The following is a 19697-nucleotide window of genomic DNA, read 5'->3' as shown; positions in this document are numbered from 1 at the left end:
TGCGCCTCCCGCCGCGCTTCCTCGCGCAATCGGCGGGTCGCCAAGGCTGGGGCGGCTCGGCTGCTCGGAGCGGGCTGGGGTGGGATCGGCGACGCGGACTGGGGTGCGCATTGCCGATCCCCTCCTGGTGGCTAGTTGTTGGACTGGGGGTTGGCCTGGCGCTCCTGGGCGACGCGCTGGGCGATTTCGGCCTCGATGTTGCTGGGCGTGGCCTGGGCGGCCTGGCCGCTGGTGACCTGGGGGGTTTGGCCGCCGGACATGGAGGCGCGGATCTGGTCCAGGCGGGAGCGGCCTGCCATTTCGGTGGTGCTGGCCTGGACCTCCATCATGCGGCCCTGCACCGAGTTCTGGGCCAGCTCGGCCGAGCCGAGGGCGGTGGCGTAGCGGCGCTCGATCTTCTCCCGGACCTCCTCCAGCGAGGGGGTGTTGCCCGGGGCGGCCAGCTCGCTCATCTGGTTCAGCGAGCGGGAGACCTGCTCCTGCATCTTGGCCTGCTCCAGCTGGCTGAGCAGCTTGGTGCGCTCGGCGAGCTTGTTCTGCAGGACCATCGCGTTGCGCTCGACGGCCTGCTTGGCCTGCGCCGCGGCCTGGAGGGCCTGGTCGTGCAGGGTCTTGAGGTCCTCGATGCCCTGCTCGGCGGTGACCAGCTGGGTAGCGAAGGACTGCGCCGCCGTCTCGAACTGGGTGGCCTTGGCCTCGTCGCCCTTGGCGCGGGCCTCGTCGGCCAGCACGAGGGCCTGGCGGGCCGAGGCCTGGAGCTTCTCCACCTCGCCGAGCTGGCGGTTGAGCTTCATCTCCAGCTGGCGCTGGTTGCCGATGACGGCGGCGGCCTGCTGCGAGAGCGCTTGGTGCTGGCGCTGCGCGTCCTCGATGGCCTGCTGGATCTGCACCTTGGGGTCCGCGTGCTCGTCGATCTTCGACGAGAACGAGGCCATCAGGTACTTCCAGAACTTCACGAACGGGTTGGCCATCTCCTCCGCCTGCCTTCTCACGACTGTCGGTTCACTCGGACAAGTCGCCGCCTGACCTTTCCGATGAAACGGCAACGTCCCGGCACCTGGTTGGGTTCCATCGTGTCAGGTGGTCGCGGGGCGTTCCACCGGACCCGGACAATTTCCGGGATCATCTCCGGGGGTCACCGGGACCGGGGTCCGGGTCATCCCTGACCCCTCACCCAGCGTAACCGAGAACGGGGCCGAACGCGCCGCGTCCGCCGGACCGGCAGCGGTCCGGCGGACGCGAAGTGCGCACGCTGGGAGAACGGCTCAGGCGGCCGCGAACGCCCGGGCGCCGCCCAGGGAGTCGAGCGAGTGCAGCGGCTGCAACCGCAGGTCCGCCAAGCTGTCGCCGACGACGGCGGGCACCAGCCTGCCAGCGTCGACCGCGGCCCGCGTCCCGGTCTCGCCGTGCTCGGCCGCGGCCCTGGCCTCGGCCGGGACCTGCTCCGGAACGCCGTGCTCGACCGAGGTGAGCGCGGAGATGTCGGAGGCGACGTGGGACATCAACTCGGCCAACGGCAGGTCGAGCGCGTCGCAGATGGCGGCGAGCAGCTCGCTGGACGCCTCCTTGCGGCCCCGTTCGACCTCGGAGAGGTAACCGAGGCTGACCCGCGCCGATCGGGACACCTCCCGCAGGGTGCGGCGCTGGTTGGTCCGGGTGTGGCGCAGCCGGTCACCGATGGCCTCGCGCAGCAGCACGGTCATCGCACACCTCCTTCCTCCGACGGTTACTCATCACGTTACCCAGAGGCACTGACATGACGCACTGCCTTCCCACCGCGTACGCCAAGAGCGAACACCCGCGGCGACCTGCCTGTTCCCGGTCGGGCGAGCACCAAGCGTGACACCAAACTCACTCGATGATCGCATCCAGGTCGTCCGCCACCAGGCCCAGGGCCGCCCGCACGGCCGCCGCCCTGACCTCCTCGCGCCCGCCGCCCGCCCGCAGCAGCGAGATCAAGCCGCCGCGCGGGGACTCCAGCGCCACGTACACCGTCCCGGCTGGCACGCCGTCCTGCGGCCCCGGCCCGGCGACCCCGGTCAGGCCCAGCCCGATCGTCGCCCCGCAGCGCGCCCGCGCCCCCGCGGCCAGCGCGGCGGCCACCTCGGAGTCGACCGGGCCGCGCTCGGCCAGCAGCCGCGGGTCCACCCCCGCCAGCGACGCCTTGAGGTCGGTGGCGTACACCACGAGACCGCCGCGCACGACCGCGCTCGACCCGGGCACGCCGGTCAGGGCCGCGGTGAGCAGCCCGGCGGTCAGCGACTCGGCCGCCGCGATCGTCTCCCCGCGCGCGGCCAGCCTGCGGATCAGCCCGGCGACCTGCTCGGGCGGCACGCCGGCGATCACGGGACCGCGCGCTTGCCCCGGGCCCGCAGCCGGAAGGCCCGCACGGCGTAGTCGACGCCGGTGACGACGGTGAGCGCGATCGCCGCGCCCATCACCACCCACGCGACGACGTGCAGCAGGCCCGGCAGCGGCAGCAGGAACAGCCCGATGGCCACGACCTGGAGCAGCGTCTTGAGCTTGCCGCCGCGGCTGGCCGGGATCACCCCGTGCCGGATCACCCAGAACCGCAGCAGAGTCACGCCCACCTCGCGCACGGCGATGACCGCGGTCACCCACCACGGCAGCTCGCCGAGCAGGCTGAGCCCGACCAGCGCGGCCCCGGTGAGGGCCTTGTCGGCGATCGGGTCGGCGATCTTGCCGAAGTCGGTGATCAGGCCGTGGCGGCGGGCCAGCCTGCCGTCGACGTGGTCGGTGATCGAGGCGACGGCGAAGATCAGCGCGCTGGTCCAGCGCCAGTCGGCGAACAGCGCGACCAGGAACACCGGGACGAGCGCGAGCCTGCTCATGGTGAGCAGGTTGGCGATGTTGAGCACCGGGACGTGCGTCGGCACCGGGGTCGGGACTGGCCGGGCGGTGGCGCTGTCCTCGCCCTCGGTGGGCACGGCGCTCATGCCCTCGGCACCAGCGCGCGCGGGCGCACGACCAGGTCGACGCCCACGCTGTCGACGACCGTGCCGACCACCAGGTCGCCCACGGCCAGCTCGGCCGCGGCGAGGTCGCCGTCGACCAGCACGCACTCGCCGTCGACCTCGGGGGCCTGGTGGGCGGCGCGGCCCCCGCAGTCGTCCATGTCGGAGTCGACCCGCTCGACCAGCACGACCACCTCGTCGCCGATGCGGTCCTCGGCGCGCTGGGCGGTCAGCTCCTCGGCCAGCTCGCTGATGCGGGCCACGCGCGCGGCGATGACGTCGGCGGGCAGCTTGCCGGGCAGGCCCTCGGCCTCGGTGCTGTCCTCGTCGGAGTAGCCGAACACGCCCACCGCGTCGAGGCGGGCCGCGGTCAGGAAGCGGGCCAGCTCGTCGACGTCCTCCTCGGTCTCGCCGGGGAAGCCGACGATGACGTTGCTGCGGATGCCCGCGTCCGGGGCGTGCTGGCGGATGCGCTCGATGAGGTCGAGGAAGGGCTCGGTGCCGCCGAAGCGGCGCATGCGGCGCAGCACGCGCTCGCTGGCGTGCTGGAAGGACATGTCGTAGTAGGCCGCGACGCCCGGGGTGGTGGCGATGGCGGCGACCAGCGACGGCTTGGTCTCGGCGGGCTGGAGGTAGCTCAGCCGGACGCGGTCGATGCCCGGGATCGCGCCGAGGCTGGCCAGCAGCGGCTCCAGCGCCCCGGACGGGCCGAGGTCCTTGCCGTAGGAGGTGGAGTTCTCGCTGACCAGGACCAGCTCGCGCACGCCCTGCTCGGCCAGCCAGCGGGCCTCGGCGACGATCTCCTCGGGCCTGCGGGAGACGAAGGAGCCGCGGAAGCTGGGGATGGCGCAGAAGGAGCAGCGGCGGTCGCAGCCGGAGGCGATCTTGAGGGAGGCGACGGGGGCGTCGTCGAGGCGCTTGCGCAGCACGCGCGGGCCCCAGGCGTGGCCGGGCACGGCGACGTCGCTGGTCTGGCGCTCGACGGGGGTGATCGGCAGCAGCGTGCGGCGGTCGACCGGGGTGTGGGACTCCACGGCGTGGCCCGCGACCACCTCGCCGAGGCGTTCGGCCAGGTCGGGGTAGGCGTCGAAGCCCAGGACCGCGCTGGCCTCCGGCAGGCTCTCGGCCAGCTGGGCGCCGTAGCGCTCGGCCATGCAGCCGACGGCGACGACCTTCGCGCCGGTGTCGGCGGCGGCGAGCAGGGTGTCGATGGAGTCCTTCTTGGCCTGCTCGACGAAGCCGCAGGTGTTGACGACGATCACCTCGGCGCCGTCGTCGGCGTCGGTCAGCTCCCACCCGCCGTCGGCGAGCCTGCCCGCCAGTTCCTCGGAGTCGACCTCGTTTCGAGCACAACCGAGGGTGAGCAGGGCGACACGGCGCGACGCGGGCGGAGTGGACACGGCTCAAAGGGTAGCCGCGCCACCCCGCCCGGGGCGTATCCGGCGGTCCGAATCGCGCGGCTACGTGCGCTCGAACACCGCGGCCAAGCCCTGGCCGCCGCCGATGCACATCGTCTCCAGGGCGTAGCGGGCCTGGCGGCGGTCCAGCTCGCGGAGCATGGTCGCCAGGATCCGGCCGCCGGTCGCGCCCAGGGGGTGGCCGAGGGAGATGCCCGAGCCGTTGACGTTCACCCGCGCCCAGTCGGCCTCGGTCAGCTCCCACTCGCGGGCGACGGCGAGGACCTGGGCGGCGAACGCCTCGTTCAGCTCGATGAGGTCCATGTCGGCCAGGCGCAGGCCCGCGCGGTCGAGGGCGCGGGCGGTGGCGGGGACGGGGCCGATGCCCATCGTCGCGGGGGGCGCGCCTGCGACGGCCCAGGAGACGAGGCGGGCGAGGGGGCGCAGGCCGAGGTCGGCGGCGCGCTCGGGGGTGGTGACGATGCACGCGGCGGCGCCGTCGTTCTGCCCGCTGGCGTTGCCCGCGGTGACGGTGGCGTCGGGGTCGGTGCGGCCCATGATCGGGCGGAGGGCGGCCAGGGCGTCGAGGTCGGCGTCGGGGCGGGGGTGCTCGTCGCGGTCGACGGTGGTGTCGCGGCGCGTGATGGGGACGATCTCGTCGGCGAAGCGGCCCGCCTCGATGGCCGCCACGGCGCGCTGGTGGGAGCGCAGGGCGAGCTCGTCCTGCTCGGTGCGGCTGATGCGGTACTCGCGGCGGAGGTTCTCGGCGGTCTCGACCATGCCGCCGGGGACGGGGTGGTTGGCCCCGCCAGCGGTGACGCGGGCGCGGGCGAGGCGGTCGTGCAGCTCGACGCCTGGGCCCTTGATGCCCCAGCGCATGGCGGTCGAGTAGAACTCGACCTGGCTCATGTTCTCGGCGCCACCGGCGATCACGAGGTCGTTGGCCCCGGTCTGGACGCGCATGGCGGCGTCGATGACGGCTTGCAGGCCGGAGCCGCAGCGGCGGTCGACCTGGAGGCCGGGGACGTCGGTGGGGAGGCCTGCGTCGAGGGCGGCTACCCGGCCGAGGGCTGGGGCGTCGCCGTTGGGGTGGCATTGGCCGAAGATCACGTCTTCGATAAGGCTGGCGTCGATGCCGGTGCGGTCGATGACGGCCCGGATGACGGCTGCTGCCAGGTCGACTACGCCGACGTTTGTGAAGACCCCACCGAACCGGCCTACGGCCGTCCGGACTGGCTCGCATACAACCGCCTCGCGCATCCCGACTCCTCCTCCTGCGCAGGACCACCCCTGGCGCGCTGGACCACCCTAGGAGGCGCGGGGGGTGGGGTGGTGGGTGTGGGCGGGGTGTGGCGCGGGTGCCGGGGCGCGGGGCTGGCGGGCGGGGAGGCCGGGGCGGGAGGGCGCCGCGGGGCGGGGCGGGGCGGATGAGGCGGGGTGGGACGAGAGGGCGCGGGTCGGGCAGGACGGCGACGGCTGGCCGGGGTTGTACGGGAGTGGGCAGGGCGGGGCGAGAGTGGGGTGGGGTTGGTGCGGGGGCGGGAAGAGGGGTGCGGAGGGTGGGGTGGGGTGCGGCGGCGGAGGGCGCGCTCGGCTGGCGAGCCGGGACGGGTTCGAAGGGGTGGTCCGAGCCGGGGCGGGGGTGCGTGGGCGGGGCGGAGGGGTAGGGGTGAGCTGTGGTGGGGCGGTAGTGGGGGCGGGGTGCAGGTGAGGGGCGGAGGGTGAGGGCAGAGGTGGTGAAGGCGGGCGGCGGAGGGTGCGGTCGGAGGCGCAGGCGGAAGGCGCGGGCGAAGGTGCAGCCGGAGGGTGCGGGCGGAAGGTGCAGCCGGAGGGTGCGGGCGGGGTTCGAGTGGGGGGTGTGAGTGGTCGGTAGGCCGTTTGTCGTAGGGGGAAGGGGTGGGGGTGGGTGGGGGCTGACGGATGGCTGGCGTGGGGGGTGGGATTGGGGCGGGGGCGGTGACCTGGGGGTGGGGGCGGACTACATTGGCGATTCGTGGATGTGGTGGTGCGGCGGGCTCGGACGGGTGATGTTCGGGCTATTAAGGCGATAGTGGATCAGTACGTTGGCAAGGTGCTGCTCGCCAAGGAGTTGGTGACGCTCTACGAGGACGTGCAGGAGTTCTGGGTTGCGGAGGGTGGGGGGCGGGTCCTCGGGTGTGGGGCGTTGCATGTGCTGTGGGAGGACATCGCGGAGATTCGGACGATCGCGGTCGTGCCTGAGGCTGTGGGGGCGGGGGTGGGGCACGCGCTGGTCGGGAAGCTCATCGAGGTCGCCAGGGAGTTGGGGTTGGCGCGGATCTTCGTGCTGACGTTCGAGACCGCGTTCTTCGGCAGGCACGGGTTCGTCGAGATCGATGGGACGCCGGTGTCGGCGGAGGTGTACGAGGAGATGCGGCGGTCGGCGGATGAGGGGGTGGCGGAGTTCCTCGACCTGCCCTACGTCAAGCCCAACACCCTCGGCAACACCCGCATGCTGCTCGAACTCTAGTCCCCAGTGGACAGGGGTTCACCGACATTTCGGACACGCTGGCCCGAACGGTGGTATTCCCGGCGTGGCAGGTGGGGCGTAATTGTCACACCGAGCCCCGCATCCCGGGCTCCCCTCACTCCTGGAGGAGTCGTGGCCACGTCAACCCTGCGTCGTGCCGCCCGTGGAGCTGTCGCCTCCGTCGCCGCCGCCACCGCGATCGTGATGGGCGCGGGCACCGCGTCCGCCGCGTTGAGCCCCGCCCAGCTGCGGTCGACCACCGACAGCTACCTGTTCTCGCAGTCGCTGAGCCAGTTCCAGCAAACCCGGGCCTCCCGGCCCTACGCCAGCCAGCTCGACTGGTCCTCCGACGGCTGCTCGAACTCCCCCGACAACCCCTTCGGCTTCAACTTCGTGCGCGCCTGCTACCGCCACGACTTCGGCTACCGCAACTACAAGAAGCAGGGCCGGTTCACCGACTCCACCCGGCTCTCGATCGACAACAAGTTCAAGAGCGACCTCTACACCATCTGCGGCACGCACTGGGGTTGCAGGCGCACCGCGGACGTCTACTACGCCGCCGTCCGCCAGTTCGGCGGCAACTGACGCGGGCACCGGGGGCCGCACCGCGGCCCCCGGGCTCTCACTGCTTGTACGGCGGCGGGTAGCCACCCTGCTGCTGCGGATACCCACCCTGGTAGCCCGACTGCGGGTAGCCCTGCTGGGGGTAGCCGGGCTGGGGGTAACCGGCCTGCGGGTACCCGGGCTGCGGGTAGCCGGGCTGGCCGTAGCCACCGTGCGCCTGGAAGCCGGGCGCGGCGGCCGGGCCGAGGTAGCGGGCGCTGCCGAAGCCGAGCATGAGGAACCCGATGTAGGGGAACAGCACCAGCACCACGGCGAACCCGCCGCCCTTGCCGAAGCTGCGGGCCACGTCGATGAGCAGGAGGATCGCCACCACCAGGTTGACCACCGGCACCAGCATCAGCAGCAGCCACCAGCCCGGCCGCCCGGCGAGCTTGAGCAGCACGTAGGTGTTGTAGATCGGCACGATGGCCGCCCAGCCCGGCTGGCCCGCCTTGCTGAACACCCGCCACATCGCCGCGATCATGATCACGGTGACCAGCAGGCCGACGCCCGCCATCGCGATGATCAGGCCCCACGGCACGTCGGCCGCGGTGTAGGTGACCTCGTAGTCCGGTGACATGCCGACCTCCCCTGCGCGGCGCGCCGACCGCGCCGACCCCGGGTATCAATCCGCAGTGGACGGCCGGGGCGTTACCGGCCGCCGCAGGTCGTTAGCGGTTCGTGTCCAAGTGGACCTCAGTCCGCCTCCGCCGCGGGCCCGCCCCGGATGGTCCACAGGACGTTCTCCAGCTCGTCGGGCTTGATCAGCACGTCGCGGGCCTTGGAGCCCTCGGACGGGCCGACGACCCCGCGGGTCTCCAGCAGGTCCATCAGCCGACCGGCCTTGGCGAAGCCGACCCGCAGCTTGCGCTGGAGCATCGACGTCGACCCGAACTGGGAGGTGACGATCAGCTCGGTGGCCTGGAGCAGCAGGTCCAAGTCGTCGCCGATGTCGGGGTCGATCTCGCGGGCCTCGCCCTGCTTGGCCGCGGTGACGCCCTCGGTGTAGTCCGGCTGCGCCTGCTCCTTGGTGAACGCCACGATCGCGGCGATCTCCTCGTCGCTGACGAACGCGCCCTGGATGCGGATGGGCTTGGACGCGCCCATCGGCAGGTACAGGCCGTCGCCCATGCCGATCAGCTTCTCCGCGCCCGGCTGGTCGAGGATGACCCGCGAGTCGGTCAGCGACGAGGTGGCGAACGCCAGCCGCGAGGGCACGTTGGTCTTGATCAGGCCGGTGACCACGTCCACCGACGGCCGCTGCGTCGCCAGGACCAGGTGGATGCCCGCGGCGCGGGCCTTCTGGGTGATCCGGACGATGGCGTCCTCGACGTCGCGCGGCGCGGTCATCATCAGGTCGGCCAGCTCGTCGACGATGGCCAGGATGTAGGGGTAGGGCCGGTACTCGCGCTCGCTGCCGGGCGGGGCGACGATCTCCCCCGCCTTGACCTTGCGGTTGAAGTCGTCGATGTGGCGGACCCGGTTGGCCTGCATGTCCTGGTAGCGCTGCTCCATCTCCTCGACCAGCCAGGTCAGCGCCGCGGCGGCCTTCTTCGGCTGGGTGATGATGGGCGTGATCAGGTGCGGGATGCCCTCGTAGGGGGTCAGCTCGACCATCTTCGGGTCGATCAGGATCATCCTGACCTCGTCGGGGGTGGCCCTGGCCAGCAGCGACACCAGCATCGAGTTGACGAAGCTGGACTTGCCGGAGCCGGTCGAGCCCGCGCACAGCAGGTGCGGCATCTTCGCCAGGTTCGCGGTGATCATGTGGCCCTCGATGTCCTTGCCGAGGCCGACCACCATCGGGTGGGTGTCGGCCACGGCGGTGGTCGAGCGCAGCACGTCGCCGAGGCGGACCATCTCGCGGTCGCTGTTGGGCACCTCGATGCCGACCGCGGACTTGCCCGGGATGGGCGCCAGCAGCCGCACGTTGTCGGTGGCCACGGCGTAGGCGATGTTCTTGGTCAGCGCGGTGATCTTCTCGACCTTGACGCCCGGGCCCAGCTCGACCTCGTAGCGGGTGACCGTCGGGCCGCGGGTGAAGCCGGTGACCTGGGCGTCGATGGAGAACTGCTCCAGCACGCCGCTGATCGCCTCGATCATCGCGTCGTTGGCCCGGCTGCGCGCCTTGGGGGCGTCGCCGACCTGGAGGATCGCCGGGTCGGGCAGGGCGTAGTCGCCGTCGACAACGCGGGTCACCGACGACATCTCGACCGGCTTCTCCGCGACCTGCGGGGTCTCCTTGACCGCCACGCGCGGGCGCTTGGGCTGCGGCTCGGGCTCGGCGGGCGGCGGCCCGGCCTGCTCGGCGGACTCAGCGGGCTCGGCAGGCTCGGCGGGCTTGCGGGGACGGCGCTTGCGCACCGGCTCGGGCTCGGGCTCCAGGCCCAGCTCCGGCCCGAGCTCGTCGTCGGGCTCGGCGCCCAGCTCGCGCAGCCGGTTGGGGATCTCGCGGATGGGCGTGCCGGTGAAGACCAGCACGCCGAAGCCCAGCAGCAGCACCAGCACCGGGATGGCCACCCACGCGGTGACGCCCTTGGCGAGCAGGCCGCCGGAGAGGTAGCCGAGCACCCCGCCCGCGTGCATCCAGCCGTCGTGGTCGGTGGGCTGGTCGCTGAAGACGTGCAGCACGCCCAGCAGCGCCACCAGCACCAGCAGGCCGCCGACGACGAACCGCGGCCGCTTCTGCGGCTGCGGGTCCGAGCGCATGAAGGTCACGCCGATGACCAGCAGCAGCACCGGCAGCCCGGTCGACAGCGCGCCGACGACGGTGCGCACGCCGATCTCCAGCCAGGCGCCCACCGGCCCGGCCGCGTCCCACCAGACCGCGGCCCCGAGCACGACGCCCACCGCGATCAGGGCGAACCCGGCCCCGTCGCGGCGGTGCGCCGGGTCCAGCTCCTTGGTGCGGCCGACCGCGCGGGCCAGCGAGCCCACGCCCTTGGCCAGCAGCCCCCAGCCCGCCGCGAGCACGCCCGGCCGCTTGGGCGCGGGCTTGCGCGCCGCCGACGGGCGCGCCGCCTGCTTGCGCGGCGCCGCCGCCTTGCCGCGCGCCGGGGACCTGGCTGCGGCGGGCTTCCTCGGACGCGCGCCACCCCTGCTCGATGTCGTCTTCCCGGCCATGCCGAACACGGTATCCCGCCCGTCCCTCCCGCCCCAGCAGCAACTGCTGCCCCGGCAACCCGCGGCGGGCGCGCCCGGCGGGGCGTGCGATGCTCCGGCCATGGTTGCGCTTCACGGGGGTGCCGACGAGCCGACACGCCGCGCGGTCGACCCGCCCGCGCTGTGGCGGGTGATGACCAGGCTCGACCGGGGCCTGGTCCGGCTGCTGGGCAGGCTGGAGATCACCGGGGAGTTCCCGGCGCACCTGCGCGGCAAACCCGTGCTGGTCGCGGCCAACCACATCGGGATGTTCGACCCGTTCGTGCTGGTCGCCGCGTGCGACAAGATCGGGCTGCCGCCGAAGTTCATGCTGACCGCGGGCCTGCTGGACGCCCCCGTCGTGGGCAACGCGCTGCGCGCCAGCGGGCACCTGCGGGTCGACCGGGGCAAGGCCAACGTCGCCGAGGCGTTCGGCCGGGCGGTCGAGGCGCTGCGCACGGCGCGCTCGCCGCTGCTGGTGTACCCGGAGGGCCGGGTCAGCCGCGACCCGGGGCTGTGGCCGGAGCGGGGCAAGACCGGGGTGGCGCGGATGGCGCTGGCCGGGAACGTGCCGGTGGTGACGATCAGCCAGTGGGGCGCGCACGAGGCGGTCTACTGGGGCACCGAGGTGGTCTCGGGCTGGTCGGACGTCAAGCCGCTGCTGGTCTCGTCGCTGAAGTCGGTCGCGTCGCCGCGGGTGTTCAAGGTGCACTTCGGCGGCGAGGTGGACCTGTCGGACCTCTCGGCTGGCAAACCCGGCGACGCGATGCGCGCCCACACCCGCATCATGCGGGCGATCACCGCCGACCTGGTGGCGCTGCGCGCCGACGAGCCGGACGTGCCGCGCTTCTACGACCCCACCCGTCCGACTGACTCCAGGAGCCCCTGGCGCCCCGCCTCGTCTTGACCGCTTCAGACTCCCGTGGTGGCATGACGGGATGACCGGTTCCTGGTGGCAGTCCGCCGTCGTGTACCAGATCTACCCGCGCAGCTTCTCCGACTCCGACGGCGACGGGGTGGGCGACCTGCGCGGCATCGAGGAGCGGCTGGACTACCTGTCCGCGCTCGGGGTCGACGTGCTGTGGCTGTCGCCGGTGTACCCGTCGCCGCAGGACGACAACGGCTACGACATCAGCGACTACCAGGACATCGACCCGACCTTCGGCACGCTGGACGACTTCGACCGGCTGCTGGCCGGGGTGCACTCGCGCGGCATGAAGCTGGTCATGGACCTGGTGGTCAACCACACCTCCGACGAGCACCCGTGGTTCCGCGAGCGGCGCGACTGGTACTGGTGGCGGCCCGCCCGCGCGGGCATGGAGCCGGGGACGCCGGGCGCGGAGCCGACCAACTGGCGGTCGTTCTTCTCCGGGCCGACCTGGGAGTTCGACCCGGCGTCCGGGGAGTACTACCTGCACCTGTTCTCGCGCAAGCAGCCCGACCTCAACTGGGAGAACCCCGAGGTCCGGCAGGCGATCTACGCGATGATGCGCTGGTGGCTCGACCGCGGGGTCGACGGGTTCCGGATGGACGTCATCAACATGATCTCCAAGGACCCGGCGCTGCCCGACGGGCCGGGCGGGGACGGCTCGGCGTCCTACATCTGCGGGCCGCGCATCCACGAGTTCCTGCAGGAGATGCACCGGGAGGTCTTCGCCGGGCACCACCGCGAGCTGCTGACCGTCGGGGAGATGCCCGGCGTCACCGTCGACCAGGCCGTGCTGTTCACCGACCCGGCGCGCGGGGAGGTCGACATGGTGTTCCAGTTCGAGCACATGAACCTCGACCACGGACCGTCCAAATGGGACACCAAGGAGCTGGACCTGGTCGACCTCAAGGCGACCATGAACCGCTGGCAGCACGGGCTGGCCGAGACCGGGTGGAACAGCCTCTACTGGAACAACCACGACCAGCCGCGGGTGGTCTCGCGCTGGGGCGACGGCAGCCCGGTCGCAGCCAAGGCGCTGGGCACCGTCCTGCACCTGCACCGCGGCACGCCCTACATCTACCAGGGCGAGGAGCTGGGCATGACGAACGCGCCCTTCGAGACCATCGCCGACTTCCGCGACATCGAGTCGATCAACCACTACGCCGAGGCCGGGCCTGCCGCGCTGCCCGCCATGCGCTCGCGCAGCCGGGACAACGCCCGCACGCCGATGCAGTGGGACGCCTCGCCGAACGCGGGCTTCACCACCGGCACGCCGTGGATCGCGGTCAACCCCAACCACAAGCAGATCAACGCCGCCGACGCGGTGGCCGACCCCGACTCGGTGTTCCACCACTACCGCAAGCTGATCGACCTGCGGCACACCGAACCGTGCGTGGTGCACGGCGACTTCACGCTGCTCATGCCCAACGACCCGCACGTATACGCCTTCACGCGCGCGCACGCGGGCACCGAGGTGCTGGTGGTGGCCAACCTGAGCGCGAACCCGGCGCACGCGGCGCTGGACGCGGCCTGGCTGGAGGCCGAGCTGGTGCTCGCGAACCTGCCGGAGGAGCGGTCGTGGCAGCTGCGGCCGTGGGAGGCGCGCATCTACCGTCGCTCTGCGTGATCGCACGCACCCCGTTCGTCATTCACCCCTTCGGGGTAAGCGGGTGCCCCTAACCGGGGGCCGCCGGTCGGCGACGTCCAAGGCATACCTGCGAGCAGGGGGGATGCCATGGACGCGGTCACCATCGAAGCGCTGCCCGACGACGTGCAAGCCTGGCTGGACGTGCGCGACGCCTACCGCAAGCGGCTCGCCACCTCCGGGGAAGGCCTGGAATTCCTCGTCACCGACCTCGGCCGGTGGCCGCTGGGCGCCCCGGTGCGGGTCGCCTTCCTCGGCGGGGACACCGCGCTGCACCGCGACATCGCCGCCGCGACCGAGCAGATCACCGACTCGTGCGGCATCGAGCTGGACTTCGGGTGGGACGAGGCCACCGGCGCGTACCGGCGGTGGACCGAGCAGGACACCGAGCACGCCGCGCACATCCGGGTCGGCTTCGACCTGCCCGGGTACTTCTCGCTGGTCGGCACCGACAGCGCCGACCCCGCGGTCGGGCCCGCGAACAGCCGGGTCGGCGGGCGGGCGCACCAGCGCAGCCTCAACCTCGGCGGGTTCACCGAGCAGCGGCCGGAGAAGTGGGCCGGGACCGTGCGCCACGAGTTCCTGCACGCGGTGGGCTTCCACCACGCCCACCAGAACATGCGCGGGGACTGCGAGGCCGAGTTCCGCTGGGACGACGACCCGGGCTACGTGCCGACGCAGAACGCCGACGGGGTGTTCGTCGCCGACGGCAACGGCAACCGGCCGGGCATCTACACGTTCCTGGCGGGCGCGCCGAACTTCTGGCCGCGGGCGAAGGTCGACCACAACCTGCGCACGGGCGACCCGCACGACGTCGTGGCCGGGCCGTTCGACGCCAAGTCGGTCATGCTGTACGCCTTCCCGCCGCACTTCTACAAGTCCGAGTCGAGCCCGTGCAGGCCGGTCGGCAACGGCATCGATCTGTCCGAAGAGGACAAGCGGGGGCTGCGGCTGCTGTACCCCGAGGTGAGCGTGGTCTAGATGTTCCAGCACCTGACCGACGAGGCGCTGCGCGAAGTCCAGCGCGCGGCCATCGACCTCGGGTTCGCAACGGACAAGGCGCTCGAATGCCTGAGCGCGGGCATCTCGCCGCGGTTCGTGGGCATGTACCTCGACGGCGGCTCGCCCATCGGCACGCTGGTGTCGTTCACCAACCGGATGAACCAGACCCGGGCGCTGGACACCGGCGAGGTGCCGCTGCTCAAGTGGCTGCACAACGCGGTGACGATGGCGGCCGAGCAGCCGCAGCAGCGGGTGTTCCAGCGGGCGCTGGAGATCGCCTCGGTGGACGGCGCGGCCCGGCCCACCGAACTGCCCAGCGCCGCCGCCCCGCCCGCGGCCGACGTGGCGGCGCTGCCCGAGGTCCACGGGGCGCTGGAGGTCGTCGTCGACGCGGACGACACCCTCGACGTCGGGTTCCTGCACCGGGGGGCGCTGGCGTCGCGGTCGGTGGCGAAGCTGGTGGTGCGCCGCCACTTCGACGGGGTGGCCGCCGAACGCGGCGGCTACCCGGACATCGGCGTCGGCACCGGCTGGGTCATCGCGCCGGGGCTGCTGATCACCAACTACCACGTGATCGCGGCGCGGCAGGTGTCCGAGCCCCCGGCCGCGGCGGCGGACTTCGCGTTGCAGGGGGCGACGGTGGAGGTGCAGTTCGACTTCTACCGCACGGACTCGGAGGTGCGGGTGGCGCGCTCGACGGGGTGCGTCGCCTTCGACGAGGGGTTGGACTACGCGGTGCTGCGCTTGGCGTCCGCACCGCGCCCTCCCCTGCGATTGCGGGCGACCCACCTGCACAAGTCCAGCTCGATGGCCCTGCACGAGCGCGTCAACGTCCTGCAACACCCAGACGGCGGCCCCATGCGGCTGGGGTTCCGGGACAACTTCGTGGTCACGGGGAACGAGGAAGTCCTCACCTACCTCACCGACACCGCGGGCGGCTCCTCCGGCTCCCCCATCTGCGACGACCGCTGGTCGGTCGCCGCCCTCCACCGCGGCTTCCGGACGATCCCGACGGGGCCGGTGACGGTGTGGGGGAAGTCGATCCACCAGGAGAACTACGGCACCCCGATCGCCCGCATCCTCGACCACCTCGCCGCGCACCACGGGGACCTGCACGCGGAGATCCAGAAGGCGCAGAAGCCGACGATCCCCGCGCCGAGCACGCCCGCGTTGACGATGTCCCCAGCCTGACCCGGTTCCTGGGGGGAAGCGATCGGTGACGCCCATGCCCTGGCTCTGAGGGGTGGGGTTGAGCGCTGACCGCGTACCCCTCGAACGCGGTCAGCGCTCAACCGTGCTCCGGAGCAGGTCCCCCCGGGCTGCTCCAGAGCCGTCCCCCTAGACGGCGGCCTTGTGGATCAGGATCGAGCCGGAGCCGGTTCGGCCGGTGAGTTTGAGGGGGGCGTTGTCGACTGGGGTTCGGGTTAGGGGGAGGTCGGTGTGGGCCACCGCTGAGGTGGAGACCAGGTCCAGTTCGGCGGGGGCGGCTACGCCGACGCGGAAGTTGCCGGAGCCGCTGGTGAGCTTGATGGCGCCTGCGGCGGCCTCCTTGATGGCGATGTCGCCGGTGCCGGTGCGGACCAGGAGGTCGGCGGTTATGCGGCCCAGGCGGATCTCACCGCTGCTGGTGCCGACCGTGGACGAGGCGCCCAGGCTGGTGGCCTCGACGGTGCCGCTGCCGGAGCGGAGGTGGGCGCCGTGGGGGGCCGGGCCCAGGCGGATGGAGCCGGTGCCGGAGGTGAGGCGGGCCTGGGCCGTGGTCTCGCCGACGGTGATCTCGCCGCCGCCGGTGCCGATCTCGACGCGGCCCGCGCGGCCGGAGACGGTGACGGCCGCGTTGCCCGTGCGGGCGTTGACCGACGAGCCGGTCGGGGCGAGGACGGTGACCTCGACCGGGACCGAGCGCAGGTGGCTGCCCCTGGCCGAGCGCACCGACAGGGAGCGGCCGCCGAAGTCGACGCGGGCCTGGGCGGTGGCCTCGGCCGACGGGTCGACCGCGCGGTCCTCGCCCATCGCGGTGCCGACCCAGGACATGAGCGCGCTCAGGCCCTCGGCCCACGGGTTCTCCGCGGGCGCGGGGCGGAGCTCCACCGCCACGCCCGGCTCGTCGCGCAGGTGGACCTCCACGGAGCCCGAGCCGATGCCGATCGTGATGTCCACCGGGCCCTCGGCGTCGTACGACAGACGCCGGATGGTGTCAGTTGATGTCATGATGCTGTCCTCACCCCTCGTACCAGCCCTGCACGCGCGAGCCGCGCTCGCGCGATCCGCCCTGCCAGCCCCCGCCAGCCGACCAGCCCTTGCCCTGCAGCGCCCCCTGGACGGCGCCCTGCACGGCCTGCTGGACGAACGTGTTCAGCGACATGCCCTGCGCCGACGCGGCCTGCTCGGCCTTGGCCTTGAGCTCCTCGAACAGGCGCAGCGTCATCCGGGACATCTCCCCGCCCTCGTGCGGCGGGGGCGGCGGCGGTGGCGCCTCCTGCGGCCCCGAGCGGGCCTCCCCCGAGACCACGACCCGCACGTCGCGGCCGTCGAGGCGGACGTCGACGACGTGGTCGGGCAGCGAGGCGGTGACCTCGGCGGCGAGGTCGGACAGGGCGTTCATGATGGCCAGGCGGGCGGCGGGCTCCAGCGCGGCGGACAGCGCGGCGGCGGCCCGGCGGGTGTGCTCGTCGCCCACGGCGGCGGCGGCGGTGAGGTCATCGCGCAGCGATGTGATGTACGGCGTCAGATCCATGACACCACTATGCCACCAATCTGACGTCATGGGGCGGCACGTGATTCGCCACCCGCGAACGCCTACGCTGACCGGCGGAATCTGGAGAAGGAGCGGGTCAGTGGCCGAGACGGTGTCGCCCAAGGTGCAGCTCATCGCGAAGACGGAGTTCTTCCCCCCGGCGGACGTGCCGTGGACGACCGACACCGACGGCGGCCAGGCGCTCGCCGAGTTCGCCGGGCGCGCCTGCTACCAGTCGTGGAACAAGCCCAACCCCGCGACCGCCACCAACGCCGGCTACCTCAACCACATCATCGAGGTCGGCCACCTCTCGGTGCTGGAGCACGGCTCGGTCAGCTTCTACATCACCGGGATCTCCCGCTCGCTGACCCACGAGCTGATCCGGCACCGGCACTTCTCCTACTCCCAGCTCTCCCAGCGCTACGTCCCCGAGCGCAACGCCGCGATGGTCGAGCCCGACGTCATCGCCGAGGACCCCGAGCTGCACGCCAAGTTCCTCGAAGCCGCCCAGGCCAGCCTCGACGCCTACAAGGCGCTGCTCAAGGGGCTTGAGGAGAAGTTCGCCGACGTGCCCAGCGCCACCCTGCGCCGCAAGCAGGCCCGCCAGGCCGCCCGCGCGATCCTGCCCAACGCCACCGAGACCCGCATCGTGGTGACCGGCAACTACCGCGCCTGGCGGCACTTCATCGCCATGCGCGCCACCGAGCAGGCCGACGTCGAGATCCGCGCGCTGGCCATCGACTGCCTGCGCGAGCTGCAGAAGGTCGCGCCGAACGTGTTCGCCGACTTCACCATCTCCGCGCTGGCCGACGGCACCGAGATCGCGTCGAGCCCGATGGTCACCGAGGGATGAACCGCCTGGTCATCGACGTGCTGCCGGGCGAGTACACGGTCACCCGGCTGGCCCCGGGGGCGCCGGTCCCGGCCGGGCTGCTCGACGCCGACGGGTTCGTCTCGGTCACCAGGACCGGCGCGGAGACCTCGGTCGTCGCGCCCAGCGCGCACGCCCCCGACGGCGAGCGCGCCGAGCCCGGCTGGCGGCTGCTGACCGTGCGCGGGCCGCTGGAGTTCACGCTGACCGGCATCATGGCCGCGCTGGCAGGCGCCCTGGCCCAGGCGGGCGTGCCGCTGTTCGCCATGTCCACCTTCGACACCGACCACCTGCTGGTGCGCGCCGGCGATCTCGGCCGCGCGGTCACGGCGCTGCGCGAGGCGGGCCACGAGATCGGCTGACCGCGGTCCGGGCGGCGGCCCGGTCACCTACGATGTCGGCCATCCCGACGGAGGTGGATGTGTCCCAACAGCCAGGACCGCTGGTAGCGCCGGGCAACCAGCGCGTCATCGCAGGGCGCTACCGCGTGCTCAACGAGCTGGGCCGCGGCGGCATGGGCGTGGTCTGGCTGGCCGAGGACACCACCATCGGGCGGCACGTGGCGATCAAGGAGCTGCACCTGCCCGAGGGGGTGCCCGCGGCCGAGCGGATGGTCTTCGAGGAGCGGGTGCTGCGCGAGGCGCGCACCGCGGGACGGCTCAACGACCCCGCCGTGGTGACCGTCTACGACGTGGTGCAGGAATCCGGCGCCACCTACATCGTCATGGAGCTGATCCAGGCGCCCACCCTGGCCGACGTGGTGCGCGAGCGCGGCCCGCTGCGGTCCGACGCGGTGGCGCGCCTGGCCGAGCAACTGCTGTCGGCGCTGGAGTCGGCCCACCAGGCGGGCATCGTCCACCGCGACGTCAAGCCCAGCAACATCATGCTGGCCGCCAACGGCCGGGCGAAGCTGACCGACTTCGGCATCGCCCAGTCCGTCGACGACCCGCGGCTGACCACCAGCGGCCTGCTCATCGGCTCCCCCGCCTACCTCGCCCCCGAGCAGCTGCGCGGCGAGCAGGCCAGCGCGGCGTCGGACCTGTGGGCGCTGGGCGCGGTGCTGTTCTTCGCCGTCGAGGGCTACTCGCCGTTCGAGCGGGCCAACACCGCCGCCACCATGCACGCCATCCTCAACGAGGTGCCGTTCCTGACCCGCGGGTCGGGCGCGCTGGCCTCGGTCATCGCCGGGCTGCTCAACACCCACCCGCAGGCCCGGCTCACCGCGGCCCAGGTGCGCGGGCTGCTCACCCACGTCCAGCCCGGCCCGCCGACCGGGCCGCACCCGATGCCGACCGGGCAGCACACCGGCCCCACGGCGATGCACCCGGGCGGCTACCCGACGATGGTCAGCCCGCAGCCGCCGCCGAAGCGGCGCATCGGCTGGCAGCTCATCCTGGCCCTGGCGCTGATCGTCGCGCTGGTGGGCGGGGTCGGCGGGTTCTGGCTCCACGGCGTGATCAACGCCCCCGACGAGGACAAGACCACGGCGGTCTCGACGTTCACCTACGGCCCCGGCGGCCAGGTCCGGCAGTTCGAGGTGACCGACGGCTACTGCGGCGTCGGCAAGATCCAGAACGACGCCTCCTTCCCCAGCAACGAGTCCTGCGACGACCCGCACGCCTTCCAGGTGTTCAGCTACCTGACCCTCAACGGCGAGTGGAGCTACGCCGCCGAGGAGCTGACCGAGCTGGGCGAGAGCTTCTGCCGCTGGCAGTTCCACACCGGCCGGGTCACCAAGACCGAGCAGCTCGCGGTGGTCGCGCTGATCCCCGCGCAGCAGGCGTGGTCGGGCTCGCTCACCGACAGCAGCAGCGCCGAGCGCACGCTGATCTGCGTGGTGACGAGCAAGGACGGCAGCCCGCTGACCGGGTCGCACATCGCCGAGGACAGCTGAGCCGTAGGGTGGGCGC

At 72.5% G+C, this 19697-nt stretch carries 19 protein-coding genes; 9 read left to right on the top strand and 10 right to left on the bottom strand.

The genetic code is table 11. From position 1 onward, the window contains the following. Positions 1 to 131: 131 nt before the first annotated feature. From ACWEPX_RS02835 to ACWEPX_RS02810, 6 genes are all read right to left on the bottom strand, one after another. Entirely contained in the window at positions 132 to 971 is an 840-nt protein-coding gene (locus ACWEPX_RS02835) for a PspA/IM30 family protein (protein ID WP_451895725.1), read from the bottom strand. 294 nt (positions 972 to 1265) lie between these two features. Further along, positions 1266 to 1703, bottom strand: a complete 438-nt coding sequence (locus ACWEPX_RS02830; RefSeq protein ID WP_451895363.1) for a helix-turn-helix domain-containing protein — start codon at positions 1701 to 1703, stop codon at positions 1266 to 1268. A gap of 148 nt (positions 1704 to 1851) precedes the next feature. Beyond that, positions 1852 to 2334 (bottom strand): CinA family protein, encoded by a 483-nt coding sequence (locus tag ACWEPX_RS02825; protein WP_451895362.1) that lies wholly within the window; start codon positions 2332 to 2334, stop codon positions 1852 to 1854. A gap of 8 nt (positions 2335 to 2342) precedes the next feature. Beyond that, the gene (gene pgsA, locus ACWEPX_RS02820; protein WP_451895361.1) at positions 2343 to 2957 is read right to left on the bottom strand and encodes a CDP-diacylglycerol--glycerol-3-phosphate 3-phosphatidyltransferase; all 615 of its coding nucleotides are present in this window, start codon (positions 2955 to 2957) and stop codon (positions 2343 to 2345) included. Next, entirely contained in the window at positions 2954 to 4375 is a 1422-nt protein-coding gene (gene rimO / locus ACWEPX_RS02815) for a 30S ribosomal protein S12 methylthiotransferase RimO (RefSeq protein ID WP_451895360.1), read from the bottom strand. The genes pgsA and rimO overlap by 4 nt, the downstream gene beginning before the upstream one ends. Positions 4376 to 4435: 60 nt before the next feature. Beyond that, positions 4436 to 5632, bottom strand: a complete 1197-nt coding sequence (locus tag ACWEPX_RS02810; RefSeq protein WP_451895359.1) for an acetyl-CoA C-acetyltransferase — start codon at positions 5630 to 5632, stop codon at positions 4436 to 4438. A 733-nt stretch (positions 5633 to 6365) separates the two neighbouring features. On the opposite strand from ACWEPX_RS02810, the gene ACWEPX_RS02805 reads away from it, so the two are divergent. After that, positions 6366 to 6860: an amino-acid N-acetyltransferase gene (locus ACWEPX_RS02805; protein ID WP_451895358.1), complete on the top strand. Its 495-nt coding sequence runs from the start codon at positions 6366 to 6368 to the stop codon at positions 6858 to 6860. A gap of 132 nt (positions 6861 to 6992) precedes the next feature. After that, on the top strand, positions 6993 to 7445 hold the full coding sequence (locus tag ACWEPX_RS02800) for a phospholipase (RefSeq protein WP_451895357.1): 453 nt from the start codon (positions 6993 to 6995) through the stop codon (positions 7443 to 7445). Positions 7446 to 7482: 37 nt separating this feature from the next. On the opposite strand, the gene ACWEPX_RS02795 is transcribed toward ACWEPX_RS02800, so the two are convergent. Beyond that, on the bottom strand, positions 7483 to 8043 hold the full coding sequence (locus ACWEPX_RS02795) for a DUF5684 domain-containing protein (protein ID WP_451895356.1): 561 nt from the start codon (positions 8041 to 8043) through the stop codon (positions 7483 to 7485). 116 nt (positions 8044 to 8159) lie between these two features. After that, on the bottom strand, positions 8160 to 10586 hold the full coding sequence (locus tag ACWEPX_RS02790; RefSeq protein ID WP_451895355.1) for a DNA translocase FtsK: 2427 nt from the start codon (positions 10584 to 10586) through the stop codon (positions 8160 to 8162). A gap of 100 nt (positions 10587 to 10686) precedes the next feature. Between ACWEPX_RS02790 and ACWEPX_RS02785 the strand changes: the two genes are divergently transcribed. From ACWEPX_RS02785 to ACWEPX_RS02770, 4 genes are all read left to right on the top strand, one after another. Continuing rightward, positions 10687 to 11511: a lysophospholipid acyltransferase family protein gene (locus ACWEPX_RS02785; protein WP_451895354.1), complete on the top strand. Its 825-nt coding sequence runs from the start codon at positions 10687 to 10689 to the stop codon at positions 11509 to 11511. Between the two features lie 31 nt (positions 11512 to 11542). After that, positions 11543 to 13159 carry a glycoside hydrolase family 13 protein gene (locus ACWEPX_RS02780; protein ID WP_451895353.1) on the top strand — a complete coding sequence of 539 codons (1617 nt, stop codon included), beginning with the start codon at positions 11543 to 11545 and terminating at the stop codon, positions 13157 to 13159. Positions 13160 to 13267: 108 nt separating this feature from the next. Next, positions 13268 to 14158, top strand: a complete 891-nt coding sequence (locus ACWEPX_RS02775) for a hypothetical protein (protein WP_451895352.1) — start codon at positions 13268 to 13270, stop codon at positions 14156 to 14158. Then, positions 14159 to 15370 (top strand): trypsin-like peptidase domain-containing protein, encoded by a 1212-nt coding sequence (locus ACWEPX_RS02770; RefSeq protein WP_451895351.1) that lies wholly within the window; start codon positions 14159 to 14161, stop codon positions 15368 to 15370. It begins immediately after the preceding gene. Positions 15371 to 15517: 147 nt separating this feature from the next. Here the strand turns inward: ACWEPX_RS02770 and ACWEPX_RS02765 are convergent, their stop codons facing one another. Next, a complete protein-coding gene (locus ACWEPX_RS02765) occupies positions 15518 to 16390 on the bottom strand; it encodes a DUF4097 family beta strand repeat-containing protein (RefSeq protein WP_451895350.1) in 873 nt (290 codons plus the stop codon). A 10-nt stretch (positions 16391 to 16400) separates the two neighbouring features. Further along, positions 16401 to 16916: a toxin-antitoxin system HicB family antitoxin gene (locus tag ACWEPX_RS02760; RefSeq protein ID WP_451895349.1), complete on the bottom strand. Its 516-nt coding sequence runs from the start codon at positions 16914 to 16916 to the stop codon at positions 16401 to 16403. Positions 16917 to 17016: 100 nt separating this feature from the next. Between ACWEPX_RS02760 and thyX the strand changes: the two genes are divergently transcribed. Genes thyX through ACWEPX_RS02745 form a run of 3 tightly spaced genes read left to right on the top strand, consistent with a single transcriptional unit; the run spans position 17017 to position 19681 of the window. After that, entirely contained in the window at positions 17017 to 17769 is a 753-nt protein-coding gene (gene thyX, locus ACWEPX_RS02755) for an FAD-dependent thymidylate synthase (RefSeq protein WP_451895348.1), read from the top strand. Beyond that, entirely contained in the window at positions 17766 to 18149 is a 384-nt protein-coding gene (locus ACWEPX_RS02750) for an ACT domain-containing protein (RefSeq protein WP_451895347.1), read from the top strand. The genes thyX and ACWEPX_RS02750 overlap by 4 nt, the downstream gene beginning before the upstream one ends. Positions 18150 to 18208: 59 nt before the next feature. Further along, positions 18209 to 19681, top strand: a complete 1473-nt coding sequence (locus ACWEPX_RS02745) for a serine/threonine-protein kinase (protein ID WP_451895346.1) — start codon at positions 18209 to 18211, stop codon at positions 19679 to 19681. Positions 19682 to 19697: the final 16 nt, after the last annotated feature.

This window comes from Actinokineospora sp. NPDC004072, from assembly GCF_053604195.1.
The sequence above is the reverse complement of the archived record's forward strand: the minus strand, read 5'-3'. Positions and strand labels throughout refer to the sequence as shown.

Coding starts and splice junctions, on each gene's coding strand:
- ACWEPX_RS02835 (WP_451895725.1), bottom strand. CDS start 971: ATGGCCAACCCGTTCGTGAAGTTCTGGAAGTACCTGATGGCCTCGTTC.
- ACWEPX_RS02830 (WP_451895363.1), bottom strand. CDS start 1,703: ATGACCGTGCTGCTGCGCGAGGCCATCGGTGACCGGCTGCGCCACACC.
- pgsA (WP_451895361.1), bottom strand. CDS start 2,957: ATGAGCGCCGTGCCCACCGAGGGCGAGGACAGCGCCACCGCCCGGCCA.
- ACWEPX_RS02810 (WP_451895359.1), bottom strand. CDS start 5,632: ATGCGCGAGGCGGTTGTATGCGAGCCAGTCCGGACGGCCGTAGGCCGG.
- ACWEPX_RS02795 (WP_451895356.1), bottom strand. CDS start 8,043: ATGTCACCGGACTACGAGGTCACCTACACCGCGGCCGACGTGCCGTGG.
- ACWEPX_RS02790 (WP_451895355.1), bottom strand. CDS start 10,586: ATGGCCGGGAAGACGACATCGAGCAGGGGTGGCGCGCGTCCGAGGAAG.
- ACWEPX_RS02785 (WP_451895354.1), top strand. CDS start 10,687: ATGGTTGCGCTTCACGGGGGTGCCGACGAGCCGACACGCCGCGCGGTC.
- ACWEPX_RS02780 (WP_451895353.1), top strand. CDS start 11,543: ATGACCGGTTCCTGGTGGCAGTCCGCCGTCGTGTACCAGATCTACCCG.
- ACWEPX_RS02775 (WP_451895352.1), top strand. CDS start 13,268: ATGGACGCGGTCACCATCGAAGCGCTGCCCGACGACGTGCAAGCCTGG.
- ACWEPX_RS02770 (WP_451895351.1), top strand. CDS start 14,159: ATGTTCCAGCACCTGACCGACGAGGCGCTGCGCGAAGTCCAGCGCGCG.
- ACWEPX_RS02765 (WP_451895350.1), bottom strand. CDS start 16,390: ATGACATCAACTGACACCATCCGGCGTCTGTCGTACGACGCCGAGGGC.
- ACWEPX_RS02760 (WP_451895349.1), bottom strand. CDS start 16,916: ATGGATCTGACGCCGTACATCACATCGCTGCGCGATGACCTCACCGCC.
- ACWEPX_RS02750 (WP_451895347.1), top strand. CDS start 17,766: ATGAACCGCCTGGTCATCGACGTGCTGCCGGGCGAGTACACGGTCACC.